Source organism: Variovorax sp. LARHSF232 (assembly GCF_052871435.1).
This window is the reverse complement of sequence record NZ_JBIXJS010000001.1, coordinates 16,741-35,059: the sequence shown is the minus strand read 5'-3', so window position 1 is coordinate 35,059 and position 18,319 is coordinate 16,741. Positions and strand designations below refer to the sequence as shown.

General features: G+C 67.5%; 16 protein-coding genes. 12 read left to right on the top strand and 4 right to left on the bottom strand.

Going from position 1 to position 18,319, the window contains the following annotated elements:
• The first annotated feature begins 12 nt into the window (after window positions 1-12).
• From ACIPRI_RS00165 to moaD, 6 genes are read left to right on the top strand one after another with little or no spacing between them, the layout of a single operon-like run.
• Window positions 13-1,239, top strand: a complete 1,227-nt coding sequence (locus ACIPRI_RS00165; RefSeq protein WP_446587251.1) for a pyridoxal phosphate-dependent aminotransferase — start codon at window positions 13-15, stop codon at window positions 1,237-1,239.
• A gap of 58 nt (window positions 1,240-1,297) precedes the next feature.
• Window positions 1,298-2,620, top strand: coding sequence for a homoserine dehydrogenase (locus ACIPRI_RS00160; RefSeq protein ID WP_446587248.1), 1,323 nt, complete (start codon window positions 1,298-1,300; stop codon window positions 2,618-2,620).
• Window positions 2,620-4,035 (top strand): threonine synthase, encoded by a 1,416-nt coding sequence (gene thrC, locus ACIPRI_RS00155; RefSeq protein WP_446587246.1) that lies wholly within the window; start codon window positions 2,620-2,622, stop codon window positions 4,033-4,035. The genes ACIPRI_RS00160 and thrC overlap by 1 nt, the downstream gene beginning before the upstream one ends.
• A 25-nt stretch (window positions 4,036-4,060) precedes the next feature.
• Complete coding sequence (gene mobB, locus ACIPRI_RS00150) at window positions 4,061-4,642, top strand: molybdopterin-guanine dinucleotide biosynthesis protein B (protein ID WP_446620343.1); 582 nt, start codon at window positions 4,061-4,063, stop codon at window positions 4,640-4,642.
• A 19-nt stretch (window positions 4,643-4,661) separates the two neighbouring features.
• Window positions 4,662-5,876 (top strand): molybdopterin molybdotransferase MoeA, encoded by a 1,215-nt coding sequence (locus ACIPRI_RS00145; protein WP_446620342.1) that lies wholly within the window; start codon window positions 4,662-4,664, stop codon window positions 5,874-5,876.
• On the top strand, window positions 5,873-6,130 hold the full coding sequence (gene moaD, locus ACIPRI_RS00140; protein ID WP_446587244.1) for a molybdopterin converting factor subunit 1: 258 nt from the start codon (window positions 5,873-5,875) through the stop codon (window positions 6,128-6,130). The genes ACIPRI_RS00145 and moaD overlap by 4 nt, the downstream gene beginning before the upstream one ends.
• Here the strand turns inward: moaD and dapA are convergent.
• Window positions 6,117-7,001, bottom strand: a complete 885-nt coding sequence (dapA, locus tag ACIPRI_RS00135) for a 4-hydroxy-tetrahydrodipicolinate synthase (RefSeq protein WP_446587242.1) — start codon at window positions 6,999-7,001, stop codon at window positions 6,117-6,119. The genes moaD and dapA overlap by 14 nt on opposite strands.
• A gap of 277 nt (window positions 7,002-7,278) precedes the next feature.
• Here dapA and ACIPRI_RS00130 point away from each other — a divergent pair, with 277 nt between their 5' ends.
• Entirely contained in the window at window positions 7,279-7,755 is a 477-nt protein-coding gene (locus ACIPRI_RS00130) for a molybdenum cofactor biosynthesis protein MoaE (protein ID WP_446587240.1), read from the top strand.
• 18 nt (window positions 7,756-7,773) lie between these two features.
• On the opposite strand, the gene ACIPRI_RS00125 is transcribed toward ACIPRI_RS00130, so the two are convergent.
• Entirely contained in the window at window positions 7,774-8,769 is a 996-nt protein-coding gene (locus ACIPRI_RS00125; RefSeq protein ID WP_446587238.1) for a Bug family tripartite tricarboxylate transporter substrate binding protein, read from the bottom strand.
• 123 nt (window positions 8,770-8,892) lie between these two features.
• Here ACIPRI_RS00125 and clpB point away from each other — a divergent pair, with 123 nt between their 5' ends.
• The 4 genes from clpB to arfB all read left to right on the top strand — a co-directional run bounded on the left by clpB (window position 8,893) and on the right by arfB (window position 13,689).
• Complete coding sequence (gene clpB, locus ACIPRI_RS00120) at window positions 8,893-11,514, top strand: ATP-dependent chaperone ClpB (protein WP_446587236.1); 2,622 nt, start codon at window positions 8,893-8,895, stop codon at window positions 11,512-11,514.
• 6 nt (window positions 11,515-11,520) lie between these two features.
• On the top strand, window positions 11,521-11,856 hold the full coding sequence (locus ACIPRI_RS00115; RefSeq protein WP_446587234.1) for a hypothetical protein: 336 nt from the start codon (window positions 11,521-11,523) through the stop codon (window positions 11,854-11,856).
• A 124-nt stretch (window positions 11,857-11,980) separates the two neighbouring features.
• On the top strand, window positions 11,981-13,165 hold the full coding sequence (locus ACIPRI_RS00110) for an acetyl-CoA C-acyltransferase family protein (RefSeq protein WP_446587232.1): 1,185 nt from the start codon (window positions 11,981-11,983) through the stop codon (window positions 13,163-13,165).
• A 107-nt stretch (window positions 13,166-13,272) separates the two neighbouring features.
• Window positions 13,273-13,689: an alternative ribosome rescue aminoacyl-tRNA hydrolase ArfB gene (gene arfB / locus ACIPRI_RS00105; RefSeq protein ID WP_446587230.1), complete on the top strand. Its 417-nt coding sequence runs from the start codon at window positions 13,273-13,275 to the stop codon at window positions 13,687-13,689.
• Between the two features lie 686 nt (window positions 13,690-14,375).
• Here the strand turns inward: arfB and ACIPRI_RS00100 are convergent.
• A complete protein-coding gene (locus ACIPRI_RS00100) occupies window positions 14,376-16,085 on the bottom strand; it encodes a SulP family inorganic anion transporter (protein WP_446587228.1) in 1,710 nt (569 codons plus the stop codon).
• Window positions 16,082-16,915, bottom strand: a complete 834-nt coding sequence (locus ACIPRI_RS00095) for an AraC family transcriptional regulator (protein WP_446620341.1) — start codon at window positions 16,913-16,915, stop codon at window positions 16,082-16,084. The genes ACIPRI_RS00100 and ACIPRI_RS00095 overlap by 4 nt, the downstream gene beginning before the upstream one ends.
• Window positions 16,916-17,057: 142 nt before the next feature.
• On the opposite strand from ACIPRI_RS00095, the gene ACIPRI_RS00090 reads away from it, so the two are divergent.
• Window positions 17,058-18,299 (top strand): MFS transporter, encoded by a 1,242-nt coding sequence (locus tag ACIPRI_RS00090; protein WP_446587226.1) that lies wholly within the window; start codon window positions 17,058-17,060, stop codon window positions 18,297-18,299.
• Window positions 18,300-18,319 lie beyond the last annotated feature (20 nt).

Below are 18,319 nucleotides of genomic sequence, written 5' to 3'. Positions count from 1 at the left end.
CCCGGAGGGCCTTTGAAGACCATTTCGAAATCCGCCAAGCTGGCCAATGTGCTCTATGACATTCGTGGTCCGATCATGGATGCGGCCAAGCAGATGGAGGAAGAGGGGCACAAGATCATCAAACTGAATCTCGGCAATCTGGCCGTGTTCGGTTTCGATGCGCCGGAAGAAGTGCAGCAGGACATGATCCGCAACCTGCCCAACTCGGCCGGGTATTCGGACAGCAAGGGCATCTTCGCGGCGCGCAAGGCGGTCATGCACTACACCCAGCAGCAAGGGATTGCGGGGGTCACGCTGGACGACGTCTACCTGGGCAACGGCGCCAGTGAGCTGATCGCCATGGCCACCAACGCACTGCTCGACGACGGCGACGAGCTGCTCCTGCCGGCGCCGGACTATCCCCTGTGGACCGCCGTCACCAGCCTGTCGGGCGGCCGGCCTGTGCACTACATCTGCGACGAGGCCAGCCACTGGATGCCGAACCTGGACGACATCCGCGCCAAGATCACGCCGCGCACCAAGGGCATCGTCGTCATCAATCCGAACAATCCGACCGGGGTGGTCTATTCGGACGAACTCCTCAAGGGCATTGTGCAGATCGCGCGCGAGCACGGCCTGGTGATCCTGGCCGACGAGGTGTACGACAAGGTGCTGTACGACGGCGTCAAGCACACGGCGCTGGGCAGCCTGTCGAGCGACGTGCTCACGCTCACCTTCAATTCGCTGTCCAAGAGCTACCGCTCCTGCGGCTATCGCGCGGGCTGGCTGGTGGTGTCGGGCGACAAGTCGAACGCGGGTGACTACATCGAGGGCCTGAACATGCTCTCGAACATGAAGCTGTGCGCCAACGTGCCCGGCCAATGGGCGATCCAGACCGCGCTGGGCGGCTACCAGAGCATCAACGACCTGACCGGCGACGGCGGGCGCCTGCGCCGCCAGCGCGACCTGGCCTATGAGCTGATCACGCAGATTCCGGGCGTGAGCTGCGTGCGGCCCACGGCGGCGCTGTACATGTTCCCCAAGCTCGATCCCAAGGTCTACCCGATCGAGGACGATCGGCAGTTCTTCCTGGAACTGCTGAAGGAAACCAAGGTGATGCTGGTGCAGGGCACCGGTTTCAACTGGGCCACGCCCGACCACTTCCGCATCGTTTTCCTGCCCCATGAGGAAGACCTGCGCGAGGCCATCGGCCGCATCGCGCGCTTCCTCGAGCGCTATCGCAAGCGGCACAGCGCCTGAATCTCCCCACATCTCTTTTCCCGACGCTGCGGCGCCTTTGATTGAAATGACTGAATCCATGAAACCCATCCAGGTCGGCCTGCTTGGCGCCGGCACCGTCGGCAGCGGCACCTTCAAGGTCCTGCAACGCAATCAGGAAGAGATCAAGCGCCGCGCCGGCCGCGGCATCGAGATCACCATGGTGGCCGACCTCGATACCACCCGTGCCCAGGCTGTGGCGGGCGAGGGCGTGCAGGTGGTGAACGACGCGCGCGCCGTCATTGCCAACCCCGACATCGACATCGTGATCGAGCTGATCGGCGGCTACGGCATCGCCCGGCAGCTGGTGCTGGAAGCCATTGCGGCCGGCAAGCACGTGGTGACGGCCAACAAGGCGCTCCTGGCCGTGCATGGCACCGAGATCTTCGCGGCGGCGCACGCCAAAGGCGTGATGGTGGCCTTCGAGGCCGCGGTGGCCGGCGGCATCCCGATCATCAAGGCACTGCGCGAAGGCCTGACGGCCAACTCGATCCAGTGGATCGCCGGCATCATCAACGGCACGACCAACTTCATCCTGTCCGAGATGCGCGACAAGGGCCTGGACTTCGAGACCGTGCTCAAAGAAGCGCAGCGCCTGGGCTACGCCGAAGCCGACCCGACCTTCGACATCGAGGGCGTGGACGCGGCCCACAAGGTCACGCTGATGAGCGCCATCGCCTTTGGCACTGCCGTGCAGTTCGACAAGGCGCACGTGGAAGGCATCACCAAGCTGGCCGCGCAGGACATCAAGTACGCCGAGCAGCTGGGCTACCGCATCAAGCTTTTGGGCATCACCAAGCGCAAGGCCAACGGCATCGAGCTGCGCGTGCACCCCAGCCTGGTGCCCTCCAAGCGCCTGCTGGCCAACGTCGAGGGTGCGATGAACGCGGTGGTGGTCAACGGCGACGCCGTCGGCACCACGCTCTACTACGGCAAGGGGGCCGGCAGCGAGCCCACGGCCAGCGCCGTGATCGCCGACCTGGTCGACATCACCCGCCTGCACACGGCCGACGCGGCGCATCGCGTGCCGCACCTGGCCTTCCATCCGCATGCCATGAGCGACCTCGAGATCCTGCCGATGCGCGAGGTGGTCACCAGCTATTACCTGCGCATGCGCGTGGCCGACGAGGCCGGCGTGCTGGCCAAGGTCACGGGCCTCCTGGCCACGGCCGGCATCAGCATCGACGCGGTGCTGCAGCGCGAAGCCGACGAAGTAGGCGGCGAGGGCTCGACCCAGACCGATGTCATCATCCTCACGCACGACGTCCGTGAGGGCACGCTGGACGACGCCATGGCGCAGCTGCAGGCGTTGCCCACGGTGCTGGCGCCGATCGTGCGCCTGCGCAAGGAAGAGTTGTCGTGATGCGCTACCTCTCCACGCGCGGCCACCGCGACCGCCGGCGCTTCTGCGAGATCCTGCTCGAGGGCCTGGCGCCCGACGGCGGCCTGTACCTGCCCGAGCACTATCCGCAGGTCGACGCCGCCACGCTCGACAAGTGGCGCGTGCTGCCCTATGCGGAACTGGCCTTCGAAGTGCTGTCGCTCTACATCGACGACATCCCGCCGGCCGACCTGCGCGCCCTGTGCGCCAAGACCTACACGGCCGAGGTTTTCGGCACGGAAGAGATCGTCCCCTTGCGCGAGCTGGAAGACGGCGTCTACCTGGAAGCCCTGTCCAACGGCCCGACCCTGGCCTTCAAGGACATGGCGATGCAGCTCCTGGGCAACCTGTTCGAGTACGAGCTGGCGCGCCGCGGCGAAGAGCTCAACATCCTGGGCGCCACCAGCGGCGACACCGGCAGCGCCGCCGAGTACGCGATGCGCGGCAAGAAGGGCGTGCGCGTCTTCATGACCTCGCCCGATGGCCGCATGAGCCCCTTTCAGCAGGCCCAGATGTTCAGCCTGCAGGACGCCAACATCCACAACCTGGCGATCGAAGGCGTGTTCGACGACTGCCAGGACATCGTGAAGGCGGTGTCCAACGACCTGGCCTTCAAGCGCCAGTACAAGATCGGCACCGTCAACTCGATCAACTGGGCGCGCCTCTTGGCGCAGGTGGTGTATTACTTCGCCGGCTACTTCCAGGCGACCGCCTCCAATGAACAGAAGGTCAGCTTCGCCGTGCCCTCTGGCAACTTCGGCAACGTCTGCGCCGGCCACGTGGCCCGCTCGATGGGGCTGCCGATCCATCAACTCGTGGTGGCGACCAACGAGAACGACGTGCTCGACGAGTTCTTCCGCACCGGCGTCTACCGGGTGCGCGGCGCGGCCGACACCCACGAAACCTCGAGCCCTTCGATGGACATCAGCAAGGCCAGCAATTTCGAGCGCTTCATGTTCGACCTGCTGGGCCGCGACGCCGGCAGGGCCCGCGCGCTGTTCGAAGGCGAGCTGGGCAAATCCGGCCGCTTCGATCTGAGCCAGGACCCGGCTTTCGCCCAGGCAGCCACGCGCTTCGGCTTTGTCAGCAGCAGCAGCACGCACGCCGACCGCATCGCCACCATCCGCGACACCGACAAGCGCTTCGCCACGCTGATCGACACCCACACGGCCGACGGCCTGAAGGCCGCCCGCGAGCACCTCGCGCCCGGCGTGCCGATGATCGTTCTGGAAACCGCGCTGCCGATCAAGTTCGCCGCCAGCATCGTCGAGGCCCTGGGCCACGAGCCGGATCGCCCGGCGCGCTTCGTCGGCATTGAAGCACTGCCCAAGCGGGTAACCCGGCTGCCGGCGGACGTCGAAGCCGTCAAGCGATACATTTCGCAGCACTGCGATTGAATTGGCGCAGCCGGCGCATGGGGCGCTGGCCTCAAGCGGCAGGAGACGACAAGGTGGTGCGATGAAGGTGATCGGCTTTTCGGGCTACTCGGGCGCGGGCAAGACCACGCTGGTGGAGCGCCTCATTCCCGTACTCAAGCTGCAGGGGCAGCGCGTGTCGGTGGTCAAGCATGCGCACCACAAGTTCGACATCGACCATCCCGGCAAGGACACGCATCGCCACCGCGAGGCCGGTGCCTTCGAGGTGGTCGTGGCATCGGACAAGCGCCTGGCGCTGATCCGCGAGTTCGAGCAGCCGGCGCAGCTGAACGTGCACCATCTGATCGCCGAGCTCTACGAAGGCGTGGACTGGGTGCTGGTCGAGGGCTTCAAGCACAGCGACCTCTTGAAGATCGAGGTGTGGCGCCAGCCCGAGCCGGGCTCGGTGGCGCGCCCGGTGCTGTACCCCGACGACGACTACATCTGCGCCATCGCCACCGACGCGGCCGGCAAGCTGCCGCAGCCCACCGGCCTGCCGGTCTTCGACGTCAACGATGCCGACGCGATCGGCCAATGGCTGCTCGATAGCGCCGACCGCTTCGAATACAACGCCGAGCTCTATGTCTGAAGGCAAGCGCCCTCCCTTGATGCCCTTGGACGAGGCGTTGGCGCGCCTTCTGGAAAACGCGCAGCCGCGCCTTCGCACCGAGCGCGTGTCCACCTTCGAGGCCGACGGCCGGGTGCTGGCGCAGGATGCGGTCTCCGCGCTCACCGTGCCGCCGCGCGACAACAGCGCGATGGACGGCTACGCGGTACGCGCCGCCGATTGCGCCCAGCCGGGCGCCGTGTTGTCGGTGGCGCAGCGCATTCCCGCCGGCATCGTGGGCACGCCCCTGGCCGCCGGCAGCGCCGCACGCATCTTCACCGGCGCCCAGATTCCCGAAGGCGCCGACGCGGTGGTCATGCAGGAAGACACGGCCCCCCTGGAAGGCGATGGCCTGGGCCGGGTGCGCGTCGAGGCGCCGCCCACGGCCGGTCAATGGATTCGCCGCGCCGGCGAGGACGTGGCCAGCGGCGACGTGGTGCTGCACCGTGGCGAGCGCCTGACGCCGCAGGCCCTGGGCCTGGCGGCCAGCATCGGCATGGACACGCTGGAAGTGTCCATGCGTCCGCGTGTGGCCCTGCTGTCGACCGGCGACGAGCTGGTGATGCCCGGCGAAGTGGCGCCGCAGGACATGAAGCCCGGTGCCATCTACAACTCCAACCGCTTCTTCATGCGCGCGCTGCTGCGCCGCCTAGGCTGCGAGGTGAGCGACCTGGGCATCGTGCCCGACAAGCGCGAGGCCACGATCGAGGCGCTGCGCCAGGCCGCCGCCAGCCACGACCTGATCGTCACCACCGGCGGCGTGTCGGTGGGCGAGGAAGACCATATCAAGGCCGCCGTGCAGGCGCTGGGCAGCCTGGAGCTGTGGTCGCTCTCGATGAAACCCGGCAAGCCCTTTGCGTATGGCCGCATCGGCGATGCGCACATCTGCGGGCTGCCGGGCAACCCGGTGTCCAGTTTCCTGACTTTCCTGCTGCTGGTGCGCCCCTTCCTGCTCACGCTGCAAGGCGCCACCCGCGTGGCGCCGCAGCCCGTGCCGATGCGCGCCGATTTCGACTGGCCGCGCGCCGACCGGCGCCGCGAGTTCCTGCGCGCGCGGCGCAACGCGGCTGGCGGGCTCGATCTGTTTTCCAACCAGAGCTCGGGCGTGCTCACCTCCACCGTGTGGGGCGACGGCGTGATCGACACGCCGGCCGGCCAGCCCTTCAAGGCCGGCGACCTCGTCCAGTTCATTTCCTTCGCTTCCCTGCTGGCATGACGACCAAGGTTCACGTGCGCTATTTCGCCTCGGTGCGCGAGGCCCTGGGTACCGGCAGCGAAAGCGTCGAGAGTGCGGCCACCACGCTGGCCGGACTGCGCGACGAACTGATCGCGCGCGGCGGTGCTCATGCACAGGCGCTGGCGCGCGGCCGCGCGGTGCGCATGGCGCTCGATCAGGTCATGAGCGCCGAAGACGCGGCCCTGCGCGAGGGTTGCGAGGTGGCCTTCTTCCCGCCGGTCACCGGCGGCTGAGAAGCCCCGCCAGGCTTTCGCGCACCGCATCGCTGGCGCGCGTCATGGGCGCACGCAGCTCCTCCTGGATCAAGCCCTCGCGCGCCAGCAGGGCCTTCAGCGGGCCGGGGTTGGCATCGGCAAAGAGCAGTTCGATCAGCGGCAGCAGTGGCTGCCATTGGCTGCGCGCCTGTTCGAGCCGGCCCGCACGAAGGTGCTCGATGACTTGCGCGAACTGCCGCGTCCGCACATGGGCGCTGGCCGCAATGGCACCCGCGCCTCCTTGGGCCACGGTGGAAAAGATCTGCGCGTCCTCGCCCGCCAACACTGCCAGGCGTCCGTCGGCGGTCAGTGCCTGGGTCTTGCCGGTGTCGCCGCCGCAATCCTTGATCGCGCGAATCTGCGGATGAGCCGCCAGGCGTAGCAGAGTCTGGAGCGCCAGCGTGGACCCGGTGCGATAGGGAATGTCATAGACGACGATGGGCGCCGCGCTGGCCTTGGCAATCGCCTCGAACCATTGGAGCAGGCCTTCTTGCGAGGGGCGGATGTAGTGGGGCGCCGGCACCAGCAGGCCCGCCAGCGCCCGCTGGTTAAGCCGCTCGATCCAGCCGAGCATCTTGCCCAGGTGGTAGCCGCTCACGCCCATGATGCGCGGCAGCTCGGGTGCCGCGGCGGCCACGGTGTCCAGCACCGCCAGCTGCTCGTCTTCATCGAGCGCCGCCGCCTCGCCGGTGGAGCCGCACACCACGAAGCCGTCGATGCCCTCGCCGGCGAGGCGCCGCACAAGTGTTCTGAGCGCGGTGTGGTCGACGGCGCCGTCGCGAAGAAAGGGCGTGACGAGCGGAATCCACAGGCCGCTGAAAGAAGGGGATGAAGCAGGTTGTTGTTGCACGCGATGTCCTTGAACAAGATGCCGACCGATGGAAGGAACCATCGCCGGACGCGCGCACAACACAAGCTGGAGCCATGGGGAAGCTGGCCGGTTCCGTCGCTCATCCGACGACGGAGCCGCAGCTCCGGTCAGACGAGCTGGGGTTTTTTGGAGGCCTTGCCGCTGACCGATTGGCGCAGGACGAAGCAGCCTTCGGGCGAAGGTGACGACGAGCACACAAGGGACATGGGCATCGTGCAAGTCTAGCGGCTCTTCGCCCGATGCCACAATGGCCCGCATGAGCCAGCCGCGCGTTTTCATCCAGACCCAGGACTTCGATCTGCAGGCCGAAATCGCCGCCCTGCGCGGCCAGGACGCGCACGTTGGGGCTGTCTGCAGCTTCATCGGCACGGTGCGCGACCGCAACGATGGCAGCACGGTCGCCTCGATGGAGCTGGAGCATTACCCCGGCATGACCGAGAAGGCCATCGAGGCCATGATCGACGAGGCGCATCGGCGCTTCGACATCCTGGGCGCGCGCGTGATCCATCGCGTGGGCCTCTTGCAGCCGCTCGACCAGATCATGATGGTGGCCGTCATCTCCGCCCACCGCGGCGAGAGCTTCCAGGCCTGCGAATTCCTGATGGACTACCTCAAGACCCAGGCGCCCTTCTGGAAAAAGGAAGAGACGCCCGAAGGCGCGCGCTGGGTCGACGCGCGGGTGGCCGACGACAAGGCGCTGGCGCGCTGGGGCATCGAAGCCGGCAACGCCTGATGGCTGCCGGGGTGATGCTCACTGCGCCTTGAACCCACTCGCCTTGATGATCCGTTCCCAGGTCTGCGTGTAGCTGCGCACGCGCCCGGCGAACTGGCCCTGCGGCTCGAAGCCCACCGCGAGGCCCAGGGCGGTGAGCTTGCTGCGCACATCCGGCATGGCCAGCACCTTGGACAGCGCCGCGCCGAAGCGATCGATGAAGGCCTGCGGCGTGCCTACCGGCGCGAAGATGCCGTAGTAGGGCAGGTCGTCCAGGTTCGCGAAGCCCAGCTCGGCAAAGGTCGGCACCTGCGGCAGCAGGGCCTGGCGCCTGGCGCCGATGGTCGCCACGATGCGCAGCTTGCCGGCCTTGTGGTTCTCGATGAAGTCGGGCACCGAGCCGATGCCGGCATTGATCTGGTTGCCCAGCATGTCGGCCATCATGGGTGCGCTGCCGCGGTAGGGTGCGCTCTGCAGGTCGAGCTTGTACTTGTCGCCCACCATCTTGACCAGGAACTCGGGGATCGAGGCCGGCGCCGGTATGCCGATGGTGCCCTTGCCACCGCCCTTGCTGCGCACCCAGTTGACGTACTCGTTGACCGTCTTGGCAGGCGTGCCGCCCGACAGCGCCAGCGCATTGGCGAAGGTGGCAAAGCCAGCCACCGCCACGAAGTCGGTGGCAGGGTTGAATCCCGGGTTCTTGACCACCTGCGGCAGGATGGAGATGCTGTGGTCATGCGAGAGGAACAGCGTGTGGCCGTCGGGCGCCGCCGCCTTGAGCGCCTGGGCGGCGATCTGGCCGCCGGCGCCGCCGCGGTTTTCCACCACCACCGGCATGCCGAGTTCGTCCTTGAGCTTGTCGGCCAGGGTGCGGGCAATGGCATCGCTGCCGCCGCCGGCCGGAAAGCCGACCAGGATGCGGATCGGCGTGCCGCTGCCCTGGGCCTGTGCCAGGCTGGCCAGCGATGCAAGGCCGCCCAGGGCCACGGCGCCGCGCAGGCCGGCGGACAGGACGTCACGTCTTGAAAAGGACATCGTCGACTCCAATGCTTTGGGTTGTTGTGTTGACTGTGAGATGGATCAAATCGCGGCAGATGGTGCTCGCGCACCCTTGAATCGGCCGGCCAAGCCCCTATTTTGATTGCAGGAATCAAGCCAATGCGCCAAGACAAATTCACCACCAAGTTTCAAGAAGCCCTGGCCGACGCACAGTCGCTCGCGCTCGGAAGCGACAACGCTTATATCGAACCGGTCCACCTCTTGCTCGCCATGTTGCGCCAGGATGACGGGCCGCGTGCGCTGCTCGAGCGCGCCGGCGCCAACGTGCCGGGGCTCATCAAGGCCAGCGAAGCCGCGATCAAGAAGCTGCCGCAGGTCCAGGGCCATGACGTGGTCCAGGTCGGCCCCGAACTGGTCAAGCTGCTGCAGGCCACCGAGAGGGAGTCGATCAAGCGCAATGACCAGTTCATTGCCGGCGAGCTCTTCTTGCTGGCCGTGGCCGACAGCAAGGCCGACATCGGCAGGTTGGCCAAGGAGAACGGCCTCAGCCGCAAATCGCTGGAAGCCGCGATCGACGCGGTGCGCGGCGGCCAGGGCGTGAACAGCGCCGATGCCGAAGGTCAGCGCGAAGCCCTCAAAAAATACTGCCTCGACCTCACCGAGCGCGCCCGCCTGGGCAAGCTCGACCCGGTGATCGGCCGCGACGAGGAAATCCGCCGCGCCATCCAGGTGCTGCAGCGCCGCACCAAGAACAACCCCGTGCTGATCGGCGAACCCGGCGTCGGCAAGACCGCCATCGTCGAAGGCCTGGCCCAGCGCATCGTGGCCGGCGAGGTCCCCGAGTCGCTGAAGAACAAGCGCGTGCTGTCGCTCGACATGGCGGCCCTCCTGGCCGGTGCCAAGTTCCGCGGCGAGTTCGAGGAGCGCCTGAAGACGGTGCTGAACGAGTTGGCCAAGGACGAGGGCCAGACCATCGTCTTCATCGACGAACTGCACACCATGGTGGGCGCCGGCAAGGCCGAGGGCGCGATGGACGCCGGCAACATGCTCAAGCCGGCCCTCGCGCGAGGCGAACTGCATTGCGTGGGCGCCACCACCCTGGACGAATACCGCAAGTACATCGAGAAGGACGCCGCGCTGGAGCGCCGCTTCCAGAAGATCCTGGTGGGCGAGCCCAGCGTGGAGGCCACCATCGCCATCCTGCGCGGACTGCAGGAAAAGTACGAGCTGCACCACGGCGTGGAGATCACCGACCCGGCCATCGTGGCCGCGGCCGAATTGAGCGACCGCTACGTCACCGACCGCTTCCTGCCCGACAAGGCCATCGACCTCATCGACGAGGCCGCCGCCAAGATCAAGATCGAGATGGATTCCAAGCCCGAGGTGATGGACCGGCTGGACCGCCGCCTGATCCAGCTGCAGATCGAGCGCGAGGCCGTGCGCCGCGAGAAGGACGAAGCCTCGCAGAAGCGCTTTTCCCTGATCGAGGAAGAGATCGCCAAGCTGCAAAAGGAAATCGCCGATCTCGACGAGATCTGGCAGGCCGAGAAGGCGCAGGCCCAGGGCAGCGCGCAGATCCGCGAAGAGATCGACAAGCTTAAGTTCCAGATCGAGGAGTTCACCCGCAAGGGCGACTTCAACAAGGTGGCCGAGCTGCAATACGGGCAGCTGCCGGGCCTGGAAAAGCGTTTGAAGGAAGCGCTGGCCAGCGAAGAGAAGAAGGGCAAGTCGAGCGCGCCCAAGCTGCTGCGCACCCAGGTCGGCGCCGAAGAGATCGCCGAGGTGGTGGCGCGCGCCACGGGTATTCCGGTGTCCAAGCTGATGCAGGGCGAGCGCGAGAAGCTCTTGCAAATGGAAGACAAGCTGCACGAGCGCGTGGTGGGCCAGGACGAGGCGATTGCCGCCGTGTCCAACGCCATCCGCCGTTCGCGCTCGGGCCTGTCCGACCCGAACCGTCCCACCGGTTCCTTCCTGTTCCTCGGCCCCACGGGTGTGGGCAAGACCGAGCTGTGCAAGGCGCTGGCGGGCTTCCTGTTCGACAGCGAAGACCATCTCATCCGCATCGACATGAGCGAGTTCATGGAGAAGCATTCGGTGGCGCGCCTCATCGGTGCGCCGCCCGGCTACGTGGGCTACGAAGAGGGCGGCTACCTGACCGAAGCGGTGCGCCGCAAGCCCTACAGCGTGGTGCTGCTCGACGAGGTCGAGAAGGCGCACCCCGACGTCTTCAACGTGCTCTTGCAGGTGCTCGACGATGGCCGCCTCACCGACGGCCAGGGCCGCACCGTGGACTTCAAGAACGCGGTGATCGTGATGACCAGCAACATCGGCTCGCCCATCATCCAGCAGATGGTGGGACGGCCTGGCGAGGAGATCAAGGACGCGGTGTGGGACGAACTGAAGAACTACTTCCGCCCCGAGTTTCTGAATCGCATCGACGAAACGGTGGTGTTCCACGCGCTCGACGCGAAGAACATCGAGGCCATCGCGGAAATTCAGCTGAAGGTGCTGCAGGCGCGCTTGGCCAAGATGGACCTGGGGCTGGAGGTGACGCCGGCGGCGCTGGCCGAGATCGCCAAGGTCGGATTCGACCCGGTGTTCGGTGCGCGGCCGCTCAAGCGGGCCATCCAGCACCGCATCGAGAATCCCTTGTCGCGGCTGCTGCTGGACGGTACCTTCGGCCCGAAGGACACGATCCGCGTCGAAACGGATCCGATCCAGAAGCCCGGCCAGTTCAGCTTTACCCGGGCCGGGGAACCAACGGCCGCCGAGGCGGCCTAATCTCAGATGTTCAATTTCCTGCTTCGTGTCATTTTGTTCATGCTGGGCCTGGTGTTCGCCGCCAGCCTCGCGGTGGCCGTGCTGCTGCTGGGCGCCCTGTGGGCCCTGCGCTATGGCTGGGCCAGGCTGAGCGGCAAGCCCGTCACGCCCTGGGTCATGCGATTTCACCCGGGGCAGGGCTTTGACCGCTTCCGCGCCGCCGCGCAGCCGGCCGAGCCCAGCGCGGCCGACGTGGCCAATGCCCGCGCCCGCGGCGAATCGGTGCGCAGCCCGGTCGTCCTGGGCGACGCCGGCGACGTCACCGACGTGCGTGCCCGTCCTGCTGCGCCGCGTCCCGAATAACGCCCGGTAGGGAGCCTCCTTAAAATCAGGGCTGGCCGCGTGCATTGCGCGGCCAGCCCTTTTTCTTGCCTGCCGCCCCCGCGCGCGCCGCCTTTTCCATTTCTTTTTCTTTGGAGAGATTCCCATGACCCAACGCGACATCTTCGTGGTCGGCGCCGCCCGCACCGCCATCGGCACTTTCGGCGGCTCGCTGAAGGACGTGCCCAACACGCAGCTGGCCACCACCGCCGTCAAGGCCGCCATCGAGCGCAGCGGCGTGGCGCCGGCGCAGGTCGGCCACTTGGTGATGGGCAACGTGATCCCCACCGACACGCGCGATGCCTACCTGAGCCGCGTGGCCGCCGTTGATGCGGGCTGCCCGATCGAGACGCCGGCCTTCAACGTGAACCGCCTGTGCGGCTCCGGGCTGCAGGCCATCGTGTCGGCGGCCCAGGCCATCGCGCTGGGCGACTGCGACGTGGCGATCGGTGCCGGTTCCGAATCGATGAGCCGCGGCCCGTACTTCGACACCGCAGCCCGCCATGGCGCGCGCATGGGCGATGCGGTGCTGGTCGACTACATGCTCGGCATCCTGCACGACCCCTGGGAGAAGATGCACATGGGCATCACCGCCGAGAACGTCGCGGCGCGCTACGGCATCTCGCGCGAGCAGCAGGACGAACTGGCGGTGCTGAGCCAGCAGCGCGCCGCTGCCGCCATTGCCGCCGGCCGCTTCAAGGAGCAAATCGTTCCGGTGGAAGTGAAGACGCGCAAGGGCGTGGTGCTGTTCGACACCGACGAGCATGTGCGCGCCGACACCACGCTCGATGCGCTGGCCAAGATGAAGCCGGCCTTCAAGAAGGACGGCGTGGTCACCGCCGGCAATGCCTCGGGCATCAATGACGGCGCCGGCGCGGTGGTGCTGGCAGAGGGCGGCCGCGTCAAGGCGCTGGGCCTGAAGCCGCTGGCCCGCCTGGTCGGCTATGCGCACGCCGGCGTCGAGCCGGCCTACATGGGCATCGGCCCGGTGCCGGCCACGCGCAAGGTGCTGGAGCGCACCGGCTTGAAGGTGAGCGACCTGGACGTGATCGAATCCAATGAAGCCTTCGCCGCCCAGGCCTGCGCCGTCATCAAGGAACTGGGCTTCGACCCGGCCAAGGTCAACCCCAACGGATCGGGCATCTCGCTGGGCCACCCGGTGGGCGCCACCGGCGCCATCATCACGGTGAAGGCGATTGCCGAGCTGCACCGCGTGCAGGGCCGCTATGCGCTGGTGACCATGTGCATCGGCGGCGGCCAGGGCATTGCCGCCATCTTCGAACGCGTTTGATTGGCGCTCGTTCTCTAGGATGAAACTGCCCCCACGCTCATCGCTTCGCGTATCGCTGCCCCCCGAGGGGGCGAGTCAGCGGCTACGGGCGGCCGGGCGCCACTGACATGGAAGCCCGCGTCCACCGCATCCTGATCGATCCGAACGAGGTGGAGATCACGGCCATCCGCGCGCAGGGCGCGGGCGGGCAGAACGTCAACAAGGTGTCGAGCGCGGTGCATCTGCGCTTCGACATCGCTGCTTCGTCATTGCCCGAGCCGGTGAAGGAGCGGCTGCTCGCCACGCGCGACAGCCGCATCACGCAAGAAGGCGTGCTGGTGCTGAAGGCGCAGCAGTACCGCAGCCAGGACATGAACCGAGCCGATGCGCTTGAGCGCTTGCAGGCCATCGTCGACAGCGTGGCGGTGGCACCGCGCGTGCGGCGGGCGACTCGGCCTACCTTGGCTTCCAAGAAGCGGCGGCTGGAGGGGAAGAGTCAGCGTGCCGACGTCAAGCGTTCTCGTGGGCGGGTGGGGTTGGACTGACGGTCATTTGAGTGCTGGGGAGCGGCAAAGGCCTGTGTGCCCCTGCGCCGGCACTTCGCTCGGACGGTCGGCGCGTAGCGCCGACTCCCCTGCGATGCTCGCGGACCCGGCCCTGCGGCAGAACTCGCGGCGTTCACTTCGTTCACTCTGCTCAAACAGCTGCCGCAAGCTAGAGGTTGAAGCACGCGTGTCCTTCGGCACGCGTGCGGGCCGGGCCCACTGCGCTTCTCGGCGCCCGAGAGGCGCGCCGGCACAGGGGCACACAAGCCTTTGCCGAGACGCCGGGCGCCTGATCGGCCGTTCTTTCCCGGGTTGTTCAACCGCAGCGCGTCAGCGCGGCAGGTGTTTGCCGCGGCGAGCGATTTGTGCGGCGGCGAGAAGCGCAGCGCAGGGGGCGTGCGCGTGTGCCGAAGGACACACGCGCTTCAACATCTGGCTCGTCGCAGTTGTTTGAGCAGAGTGAACGAAGTGAACGTCGCGAGTTCTGCGACGCACGCCCCCTGTGGGAGCATCGCAGCGGAGTCGATGCGCAGCATCGACCGCCGCACTACGAGCCCGCCGCGGCAAACACCTGCCGCGCCACCCCCAGCCCAGTTCTCGCACTACAGGTGACCGCTCAGCGCTCAGCACTCAGCACTCAGCACTCAGCACTCAGCACTCAGCACTCAGCACTCAGCACTCAGCACTCAGCACTCAGCACTCAGCGCCGCCAACGCATCCGCATCCGTCCGATAGCTGCACAGCAGAGGCCCCGGCGTCAGCAGCCCGGCGCGATCCAGCACCTGTTGCGCCGGCAGCTTCAGCCCCGAGATGTGCAGGCACACGCCCCTGGATTCGAGCAGCCGGCGGATGCTGCCGAAGACTTCGGCGCCGGTGATGTCGACGCGATTGATCGGCTGGGCGAACAGGCACACGTCGGTCAGTCCCGGGCGTTGCGCCAATGCGATGTTGATGGCGCGCTCCAGGGTGCTGGCGGAGGCGAAGTCGAGCTCGGCGTCCATGCGCAGGGCGTACAGCTGCGGCGCCAGTGGCGGCAGCTGCCACAGGTGGCGGTCGCGCAGGCTGCCGTCGGGGTGCAGGCCCACTTCGATGATGCGCGGATGCAGGTGCCGGTACATGTAATGCGCCAGCGCGGCCAGCAGGCCGCCGAGCACGCCCCAGTAGATCTCCGGCGCCGAGGCAATGGTCAGCGCGAAGGTGGCCAGCGAGATGGCGGCCTCGATGCGCGACACCTTCCACAGCGCGACGAAGGCCGAAGGCTTCATCAGGCCGATGGTGGCCGTCACCACCACCGAGGCCAGCACCGCTTGCGGCACGTGGTAGAGCAGCGGCATGGCCCACAAAAGGGCGCCCGCTACCACCGCCACGCTGAACAGCGTGGCCCATTGCGTCTTGGCGCCCGCATAGAGCGTGATGGCCGAGCGCGAGAAGGAAGAGCTGGTCGGAAAGGAGCCGGTCAGGCCGGAGGCGATCTTGGCCAGGCCCTGGCCGATCAGGTCCTGGTTCTCGTTCCACAAGGTGCCGGCGCGGGCGTTGTCGACCTTGGCGCTCGATGCGGTCTCCAGAAAACTCACCAGCGTGATCAGGAAAGCCGGCAGCAGCAGCGTGCCCAGGCCCGCGCCGCTCACCAGCTGCGGGATGTAGAGCGAAGGCAGGCCCGAGGGCAGGGCGCCGATCACCGCGCCGCCTTGCAGCGCATAGCTGATGGCGTAGCTGACGATGGCGGTTACGGCCACCAGCGCCATGGTGGTCGGCAGCTTGGGCACGAAGCGCTTGCCCAGCCACAGCATTGCCATGCCGCCCAGGCCGAAGCCGATGGCGTAGAAGTCCGGCGGCGGTCCCTGCAGCAGTTGTGCGTAGCTGCGGCCCGTGAAGCCCAGCAGCGCCGGCAACTGCGACAAGGTGATCAGCACGGCCGCGCCCTGGGTGAAGCCCATCAGCACCGGCGAGTTCACCAGCCGCAGCAGCCAACCGAAACGCACCGCCCCCAGCAGCACCTGCATCGCCCCCGACAGCAAGGTGAGCCAGACCGCCAGCGCCACCCATTCGTCGCTGCCTGGCACCGCCAGCGGCGTCAGCGAGGCGCCTACCAGCACGCTGGTCAGCGCCGTGGGGCCGACCGACAGCCGCGCCGACGAGCTGAACAGCACGGCGATCAGCGCCGGGAACAGGGCCGCGTAGATGCCCGTCACCAGCGGCATGCCGGCCAGGGCGGCATAGGCCACGCCTTGCGGAATCACCATCAGCGCAACGGTGACGCCGGCCGATGCTTCGTTGATCAGCAAAGCCCGGTCGGGCCGGGGCCAGGAAAGAAAGGGGAACCAGCGCAGAAGGCGCTCGCGGGTCTTGTTCGCGTTCTTGTCGTTGTTGTTGCTGTTGTTGTCGGCGGCGGTCATTGAGGCGGGCTGGATTTCTTCTTGTGCTGAAAGGATGTGGGTGATTGTCCCGTAGCCGCCTTGAACATGGCGCAGAAGGCGCTGTCGGTGGCATAGCCGCTGGCGGCTGCCACCTGGCTCACCGGCATGCCGCGCGCCAAGAGCGGCAGCGCATGCGCCAGCACCGCCTGCTGGCGCCACTGCTGCCAGCTCATGCCGAGCTGGTCGCGAAACATGCGCGCCACCGTGCGCTCGCTGGCGCCGATGGCCTGCGCACGCTCGGCCAGGGTGGCGCGGCTGGCCGGTGCGCGCAACAGCACTTCGCACAACTGGCGCAGGCGCTTGTCGGCCGGCAGCGGCACGTCGATGCGGATCTGGGTGGCGCGCTCCAGTTCGTCGATCAACAGGGGGGCGATCCAGCGCTCGCGCTGCGCCGCATGCGGATCGGCCAGCGGCTGGCCGTCGGGCGTGGTGTCCAGCGCCAGCATCAGTGCGCGCAAGAGCGGGCTGATCTCCAGCACCTCGCACTTCTCCCAGGCCGGCGCCATCCAGCTGTGGACATACACGGTGCGCAGCTCGGCGTCTTCGATCAGCGTGATGCTGTGCGGCATGTTGGCCGGCACCCAGAGCGCGCGCGAGGGCGGCACGATGTAGCTGCCATCTTCGGTCGACAGGCGGATCACGCCGCGGGTGGAGAAGGTGAGCTGCGGCCAGTCATGGGTGTGCAGCTCGACGAAGGTGTCGGCCTTGAGGAAGTGCTCCTTGGCACGCAGCGGGCGCACGGCGTCGGGCGCGAACAGGTGCGGCGTCAGCGAGGCGACGCTGTTGACCGGAGCCGGCATGCGCGCCATGGCAGTGCCGGCGCGGGCAGCTCGGGCTCGGGAGGGCGTTTCGGTGTTTGGCATGGTTTCGACAAATGTTGTCGCTATATCGCCATTCTGACGCGAGAGGCGCGGATAGGATCAGGGTGTCCCCCTAGATTTGTAGCCAGAAATGACAGCCTCGACCGCCGCATCCCCCTCTCGTTCACTGAGCGCGGATGCGCAACTGATCGGCCTGGTGGGACTGGCACATGCCATCAGCCACTTCAGCCAGCTGGTGCTGCCGCCGCTCTTTCCCTGGATCAAGGATGCGTTCGCGCTGAGCTATACGCAGCTGGGCGCGGTGCTCACCGTGTTCTTCGTGGTGTCCTGCGTGGTGCAGGCCGCTTCCGGCTTCCTGGTCGACAAGCTGGGGCCGCGGCCGGTGCTGTTCGTCGGGCTGGGGCTGCTGGCGCTGTCGGGCTTTGTCTACGCGATGGCGCAGGCCTACTGGATGCTGTTCATCGCAGCAGCGCTGGCCGGCATCGGCAACGGCGTGTTCCATCCGGTCGACTACACCCTGTTCAACCGCAAGGTGACACCCACGCGCCTGGGCCATGCCTACAGCGTGCACGGCATCACCGGCAGCCTGGGCTGGGCGCTGGCGCCGGCCTTCGTGGTGCCGCTGGCCATCGCCTTCTCCTGGCGCGTCGCGCTGGCGGCCGCCGGTGGCGTGGCGCTGGTGGTGCTGCTGGTCTTGTGGGCCTACCGCCGCGTGCTCGAGCTGGACGCGCCGGAAGTGCACAAGGCCACCGGCCAGGGCGCGCCGCATGCAGCTGCCGGCGAGTTCGACTTCCTGCGCATCCCGGCGGTGTGGATGTGCTTCGGTTTCTTCTTTCTCTACGCGGTGGTGATCAGCGTGGTGCAGACCTTCGCGCCGGCCGCGGCCGGCCAGCTGCACGCGGCGCCGGTGGCGCTGATCGCGATCTGCCTCACGGCGTACATGGTGTCCAGCGCCGGCGGCATGCTGGTGGGCGGCTTCCTGGTGGCCGACCCGTCGCGCTGCGAGCGCATCGTGGGCATCGGCTTCGGGCTGGCCGCGACGCTCGCCCTGATCCTGGCGCTGGCGCAGTTCCCGCCGGTCCTGGTACCGGTGCTGTTCGGCGCCATGGGCTTTGCCACCGGCCTGGCCGGGCCATCGCGCGACCTGCTGGTCAAGCGCTCGACCCCAGCCAATGCCACCGGGCGCGTCTACGGCGTGGTCTATGCGGGGCTGGATATCGGGCAGGCTGCCGCGCCGCTGGTCTTCGGCGTCCTGATGGACCACGGCCAGTACCGCAGCGTGATCCTCGGCCTGGCGCTGGTGCAGGCGGTGCTGATTGCCAGCGCTTTCAACGTGCAGCGGGTGCGACGTACGGCGCTGGTGTCGGCTTGAGCGCCGCACGGCCGCCCGAA

Excerpts from the sequence above, each read along its gene's own strand:
- ACIPRI_RS00130 (WP_446587240.1), top strand. The coding sequence starts at position 7,279 with ATGAGCCAGCCGCGCGTTTTCATCCAGACCCAGGACTTCGATCTGCAG.
- ACIPRI_RS00095 (WP_446620341.1), bottom strand. The coding sequence starts at position 16,915 with ATGGCGCGCATGCCGGCTCCGGTCAACAGCGTCGCCTCGCTGACGCCG.
- ACIPRI_RS00090 (WP_446587226.1), top strand. The coding sequence starts at position 17,058 with ATGACAGCCTCGACCGCCGCATCCCCCTCTCGTTCACTGAGCGCGGAT.
- ACIPRI_RS00125 (WP_446587238.1), bottom strand. The coding sequence starts at position 8,769 with ATGTCCTTTTCAAGACGTGACGTCCTGTCCGCCGGCCTGCGCGGCGCC.
- ACIPRI_RS00145 (WP_446620342.1), top strand. The coding sequence starts at position 4,662 with ATGCCCTTGGACGAGGCGTTGGCGCGCCTTCTGGAAAACGCGCAGCCG.
- moaD (WP_446587244.1), top strand. The coding sequence starts at position 5,873 with ATGACGACCAAGGTTCACGTGCGCTATTTCGCCTCGGTGCGCGAGGCC.
- clpB (WP_446587236.1), top strand. The coding sequence starts at position 8,893 with ATGCGCCAAGACAAATTCACCACCAAGTTTCAAGAAGCCCTGGCCGAC.
- ACIPRI_RS00160 (WP_446587248.1), top strand. The coding sequence starts at position 1,298 with ATGAAACCCATCCAGGTCGGCCTGCTTGGCGCCGGCACCGTCGGCAGC.
- ACIPRI_RS00115 (WP_446587234.1), top strand. The coding sequence starts at position 11,521 with ATGTTCAATTTCCTGCTTCGTGTCATTTTGTTCATGCTGGGCCTGGTG.
- thrC (WP_446587246.1), top strand. The coding sequence starts at position 2,620 with ATGCGCTACCTCTCCACGCGCGGCCACCGCGACCGCCGGCGCTTCTGC.
- arfB (WP_446587230.1), top strand. The coding sequence starts at position 13,273 with ATGGAAGCCCGCGTCCACCGCATCCTGATCGATCCGAACGAGGTGGAG.
- ACIPRI_RS00100 (WP_446587228.1), bottom strand. The coding sequence starts at position 16,085 with ATGACCGCCGCCGACAACAACAGCAACAACAACGACAAGAACGCGAAC.
- ACIPRI_RS00110 (WP_446587232.1), top strand. The coding sequence starts at position 11,981 with ATGACCCAACGCGACATCTTCGTGGTCGGCGCCGCCCGCACCGCCATC.